7 protein-coding genes are annotated in these 4,189 nt (G+C 68.3%); all 7 read left to right on the top strand.

The window, feature by feature from the left end:
• Positions 1–442 (top strand): mechanosensitive ion channel family protein (locus ACIQ3R_RS15895; RefSeq protein ID WP_397419831.1); only part of this gene is annotated, 442 nt, incomplete at its 5' end.
• A gap of 91 nt (positions 443–533) precedes the next feature.
• Complete coding sequence (locus ACIQ3R_RS15890; protein WP_397419830.1) at positions 534–1,100, top strand: SH3 domain-containing protein; 567 nt, start codon at positions 534–536, stop codon at positions 1,098–1,100.
• Between the two features lie 129 nt (positions 1,101–1,229).
• Positions 1,230–1,709, top strand: coding sequence for a UPF0262 family protein (locus ACIQ3R_RS15885; protein WP_397419829.1), 480 nt, complete (start codon positions 1,230–1,232; stop codon positions 1,707–1,709).
• 6 nt (positions 1,710–1,715) lie between these two features.
• The gene (locus ACIQ3R_RS15880; RefSeq protein ID WP_397419828.1) at positions 1,716–2,183 is read left to right on the top strand and encodes a low molecular weight phosphatase family protein; all 468 of its coding nucleotides are present in this window, start codon (positions 1,716–1,718) and stop codon (positions 2,181–2,183) included.
• 138 nt (positions 2,184–2,321) lie between these two features.
• Positions 2,322–2,540: a translation initiation factor IF-1 gene (gene infA, locus ACIQ3R_RS15875; protein WP_111458197.1), complete on the top strand. Its 219-nt coding sequence runs from the start codon at positions 2,322–2,324 to the stop codon at positions 2,538–2,540.
• 11 nt (positions 2,541–2,551) lie between these two features.
• The gene (locus ACIQ3R_RS15870) at positions 2,552–3,136 is read left to right on the top strand and encodes a Maf family protein (protein WP_397419827.1); all 585 of its coding nucleotides are present in this window, start codon (positions 2,552–2,554) and stop codon (positions 3,134–3,136) included.
• Positions 3,133–4,173, top strand: coding sequence for a ribonuclease E/G (locus ACIQ3R_RS15865; protein ID WP_397419826.1), 1,041 nt, complete (start codon positions 3,133–3,135; stop codon positions 4,171–4,173). The genes ACIQ3R_RS15870 and ACIQ3R_RS15865 overlap by 4 nt, the downstream gene beginning before the upstream one ends.
• Positions 4,174–4,189 lie beyond the last annotated feature (16 nt).

The following is a 4,189-nucleotide window of genomic DNA, read 5'->3' as shown; positions in this document are numbered from 1 at the left end:
CGAGGCCATGACGCTGCGCACGATCCGCCTGCGCGACGTCGATGCCACCCTGCACATCTTCCCCTACAGCGAAGCCCAGGTGATCCATAACCGCAGCAAGGACTTCTCCGCCTATCTGGTGGAGGCGCCGATCAGCTACGATACGGATGTCGACAAGGCGTTGGCGGTGATCCGACAGGTTGGGGACGCAATGGCGGCGGATCCGGCCTACGCTGCGCGCATCAACCGGCCGTTCGAAGTGCTGGGCGTGGACCGGCTGACCGACAACGCGATCCATTTAAAGGCCCGTATCACCACGAGGCCACGGGACCAGTGGGAGGTCGGGCGTGAGTTCAATCGCCGTCTGTTGAACGCCTTCGAGGCCGAGGGCATCCGAACGCCCGTGAAAGCTGCGCCGGTCCAGGCCCAAGCGCTTGGCCCTACTGTCGAAAGCGCGAAGTGAACCTGAACATCGCCTGACCGTTAGCCTCCGGAGCCGTTCAGATCGCGCCGTCTAGAACGGGGCATCAACGGAAGCCGGAAGGACCCAAGCGATGCGCAAGTTCCCCAAGACCCCGAACCTCTCAATCCTCGGCGTGGCCGCGGCGCTCAGCCTGGCAGCCGTGGCGCCCGCCTCGGCCGGCGTGGTCGGCTGCGCGGCCCCGGGCGGCAAGCAGGAAGCCGGCGCCATTATCGGCGCTCTGGTCGGCGGGATCATCGGCAACCAGGTCGGCGGCCGGAACGCCAGTGGCGAGACCGTGGTCGGCGCGGTCGCCGGGGCTGCGGCCGGATCTGCGATCGGCTGCGAGATGCAGAAGGATCGTCCCAGGGCCCGGAGCGCCGTCTACAGCCATGACGGTCAGCGTTTGCGCGGCGATGTGCTGGCCGCCGACTATGTGCGGATCGGCGATACCTTCGTGGCCGAAACCCGGGTGAACGTGCGCGCCGCGCCGACCGCCGATTCCGCTCGGATTGATCGACTTGGGGCCGGTGAGCGCTTCCAGGCCCTGGCGCGCGTGCGCGGAACCGATTGGATTCTGGTCGGCCGCAATGGCGTGGGCGTGGGCTATGTCCGTGACGACTATGTCCGCCCGGCGGGCCGTCGATACGCCGCATACTGATCTCCGCTCGACCCCAAAATGGATCCCCCGGCGCGCGAGCGTCGGGGGTTTTTCGCGTTTCCAAGGGTCGATGGGCGCGCAGGCGGATGACGGCGGGGCGGGATCACCCTAAAGCTCTACCTTGGAACCATGGCCGCAGATCCAAGCACGACCCACAGGCTGCAGTCCGTCGAGCTCGACGAGGAGTCGCTCGCGGCCGTTTCGCGCGACCAGGAGCAGGAACGCCAGATCGCGATCTTCGACCTCTTGGAGCAGAACAAGTTCCAGCCGGACGGAGCCGAGGGCGGTCCATACGATCTGCGTATGGGACTGTTAGAGAACCGCCTGCTGCTCGACATCCGAGGGCCGAGCTACGAGCGGCGACATATCCTGTCGTTGTCGCCCTTCCGGACGCTGATCAAGGACTACTTCATGATCTGCGACAGCTACTATCAGGCCATCCGCAGCGCGACCCCGCAGCAGATCGAAGCCCTGGATATGGGTCGGCGCGGCCTGCACAATGAAGCCTCAGAACTGCTGCAGTCGCGGCTGTCCGGTAAGATCGAGACCGACCTCGATACGGCGCGGCGGCTCTTCACCCTGATCTGCGCCCTGCACTGGCGGGGTTGAGGCGTCATGGCGGCTGACCCCGGCGCTCGACTGCCCGGCGCAGTGCTGTTCTGCTGCAACTTCAACCAGGTGCGGTCGCCCATGGCCGAGGGGCTGATGAAACATCTCGCCGGCACGCGGGTCTTCGTCGACAGCTGCGGACTGCGGCGCGCGAAGTTCGACCCGGACGTCGATGACCTGCAATGTGATCCGCTGGCCGCCGCGGTGATGGGTGAACTGGGCGTCGACCTGACCCGGCATCGCTGCAAGACCTTTGGCGACCTCGAGGACGACTCTTTCGACCTTGTGATTTCCTTGACCCCTGAAGCCCAACATCGGGCCGTGGAACTGGCGCGCGGGCGGTCCGCGGAGATCGAGTACTGGCCCACGCCCGACCCGACGCTGGTCGAGGGCTCTCGTGAACACCGCATCGAATCCTACCGCCAGGTTCGGGATGGATTGGCGGACCGCATCAGGGCGCGTTTCGGGGTTTGAGCCCCACCCATCGACGCGAGGGCGCGGCTTGGGCTATAGGGAGACTCTGAAATGACGGCTCGCGTCCCGACGGCGCGGGCCGTCGTGTGATTCCAGGGTCATTGGACCCATGCTCGTCGGGGGAGTGAGAAAGCCTGCATGGCGAAGGAAGAACTGCTCGAGTTTCCCGGCACCGTCAGCGAGGTGCTGCCCAACGCGACATTCCGCGTGAAGCTCGAGAACGACCACGAGATCATCGCCCACACGGCAGGCAAGATGCGCAAGAACCGCATCCGCGTCTCGGCCGGCGACAAAGTGCTCGTGGAGATGACGCCCTATGACCTGACCAAGGGCCGCATCACTTTCCGCGTGCGCTAGAGCCGGGCCGCTTGACCGCCGCGTCGCGCCTTGTCCTCGCCTCCGCGAGCCCACGCCGGCTCGACCTGCTCGCCCAGATCGGCATTACGCCGAGCGCGGTCGCCCCGGCTGACATCGACGAATCCCCGCTGAAGGACGAGACGCCGAGGCGTCTCGCGCTGCGCCTCGCGCGGGAGAAAGCGGAGCGCGCTGCGCTTGGCCATCCGGACGCCATCGTGCTGGCCGCTGATACCGTGGTCGCTGTCGGACGCCGTATGCTGCCCAAGGCGGCGGACGATGCGGAGGTGGCCGCCTGTCTGCGACTCCTGTCGGGACGCGCCCACCGGGTAATGACCGGCGTGGCGGTGGCGGTTCCGGGCGGACGGGTCTCGGCGCGGCTGGTGGAGACGCGGCTGATTTTCAAGCGCCTGACGGAGGCAGAGATCTCCATCTATGTCGCGCTCGGCGAAGGGATCGGAAAGGCCGGCGGCTATGGCGTCCAGGGACGCGCCGGCGCGTTCGTGCAGTCGCTGTCGGGATCGTATCCGGCCGTGGTCGGGCTGCCCCTGGTCGAGACGGTGAACCTGCTGCGCGGCGCCGGGTACGCCGGGCTGTGAGTGATCGACGCGCCTTTCTGGACCGGGGCGTCGGCGAGACGCGTGGCGTGGTCACGCTCGACGGGCGCCCCGAGCGGCTGCTGATCCATCGTGATGATGATGATCCCTTCCTGCGCGTCGGCGCGAGGGTCGTCGCCCGCGTGGCGCAGGTCGATGCGGCACTGGCCACAGCCTTCGTGGATCTGGGGCAGGGGCGTCAAGCCGTGCTCAATTTCCGCCCGGACGAAAAGCCCGTGCGCGGCGCGGCGCTGGAGTTGGAGGTTCGAACCGAACCGCGGCGGGGCAAGCTTGCTACCCTGCGGCCGTTGGGCCCGGCCGAGGGGGCGCCGCGATTGATCGCTCCGGCGCCCGAAGTCGCGGAACTCGTGTCCCGACTGGCCCGCGTCCCGACGCTCACCGAGGGGCGAGCGGCCCGCGAGCAGGCGGACGCGGCCGAAGCCGAGGCCCTGGAGATGCTGCATCCCCTGCCGGGCGGCGGCGAGATCGCCATCGAGCCCACCCGCGCGCTGGTGGCCGTGGATGTGGATGTGGGCGCGCGCGGCGGCAGCGACGCCAAGCGGGTGACTCGGGCGGCGAATCTGGCGGCTTTGGCCGAAGCGGCGCGCCTATTGCGGCTCAAGGGGCTGGGCGGGCTGGTGGTGATCGACCTGGCGGGTCGGGGGCATGAGGCGACAGCGCTTCTGGCGGCGGCCAGGCTGGCCTTCGCGCCGGACAACCCCGGCGTGGCCATGGGCCAGATCGGCCGCTTCGGAACCCTTGAACTGACCCTGCCGCGTCGCGAGCGCTCTGTGATCGAGCGACTGTTGGGCGAGGACGGACAACCAACCGCCCTGGCCCTCGCGCACCGGCTGATGCGCCGTCTGCTGGCCGAGGGCGAGGCGCAGGGTGGGGCGCGCCTGGTGGCCCGGTGTGCGCCAGATGTCGCCGACGCGGCGCGTTCACTCGCCCCGGGCCTGGCGGCCCGCATCGGCGCCCGGTTCGAGATAGAGGCTCAACCGGCCTTTTCACGCGACCGGCTGGATGTAGCCGCCCGATGAGCCATCCTCCCTGCGC

The sequence above is a fragment of the Phenylobacterium sp. genome, assembly GCF_044371015.1.
Lineage (GTDB): Bacteria > Pseudomonadota > Alphaproteobacteria > Caulobacterales > Caulobacteraceae > Phenylobacterium.
Note: the sequence above shows the minus strand (reverse complement) of the source record. Positions and strands in the feature narration are given on the sequence as shown.

Excerpts from the sequence above, each read along its gene's own strand:
- ACIQ3R_RS15890 (WP_397419830.1), top strand. The coding sequence starts at position 534 with ATGCGCAAGTTCCCCAAGACCCCGAACCTCTCAATCCTCGGCGTGGCC.
- ACIQ3R_RS15885 (WP_397419829.1), top strand. The coding sequence starts at position 1,230 with ATGGCCGCAGATCCAAGCACGACCCACAGGCTGCAGTCCGTCGAGCTC.
- ACIQ3R_RS15880 (WP_397419828.1), top strand. The coding sequence starts at position 1,716 with ATGGCGGCTGACCCCGGCGCTCGACTGCCCGGCGCAGTGCTGTTCTGC.
- infA (WP_111458197.1), top strand. The coding sequence starts at position 2,322 with ATGGCGAAGGAAGAACTGCTCGAGTTTCCCGGCACCGTCAGCGAGGTG.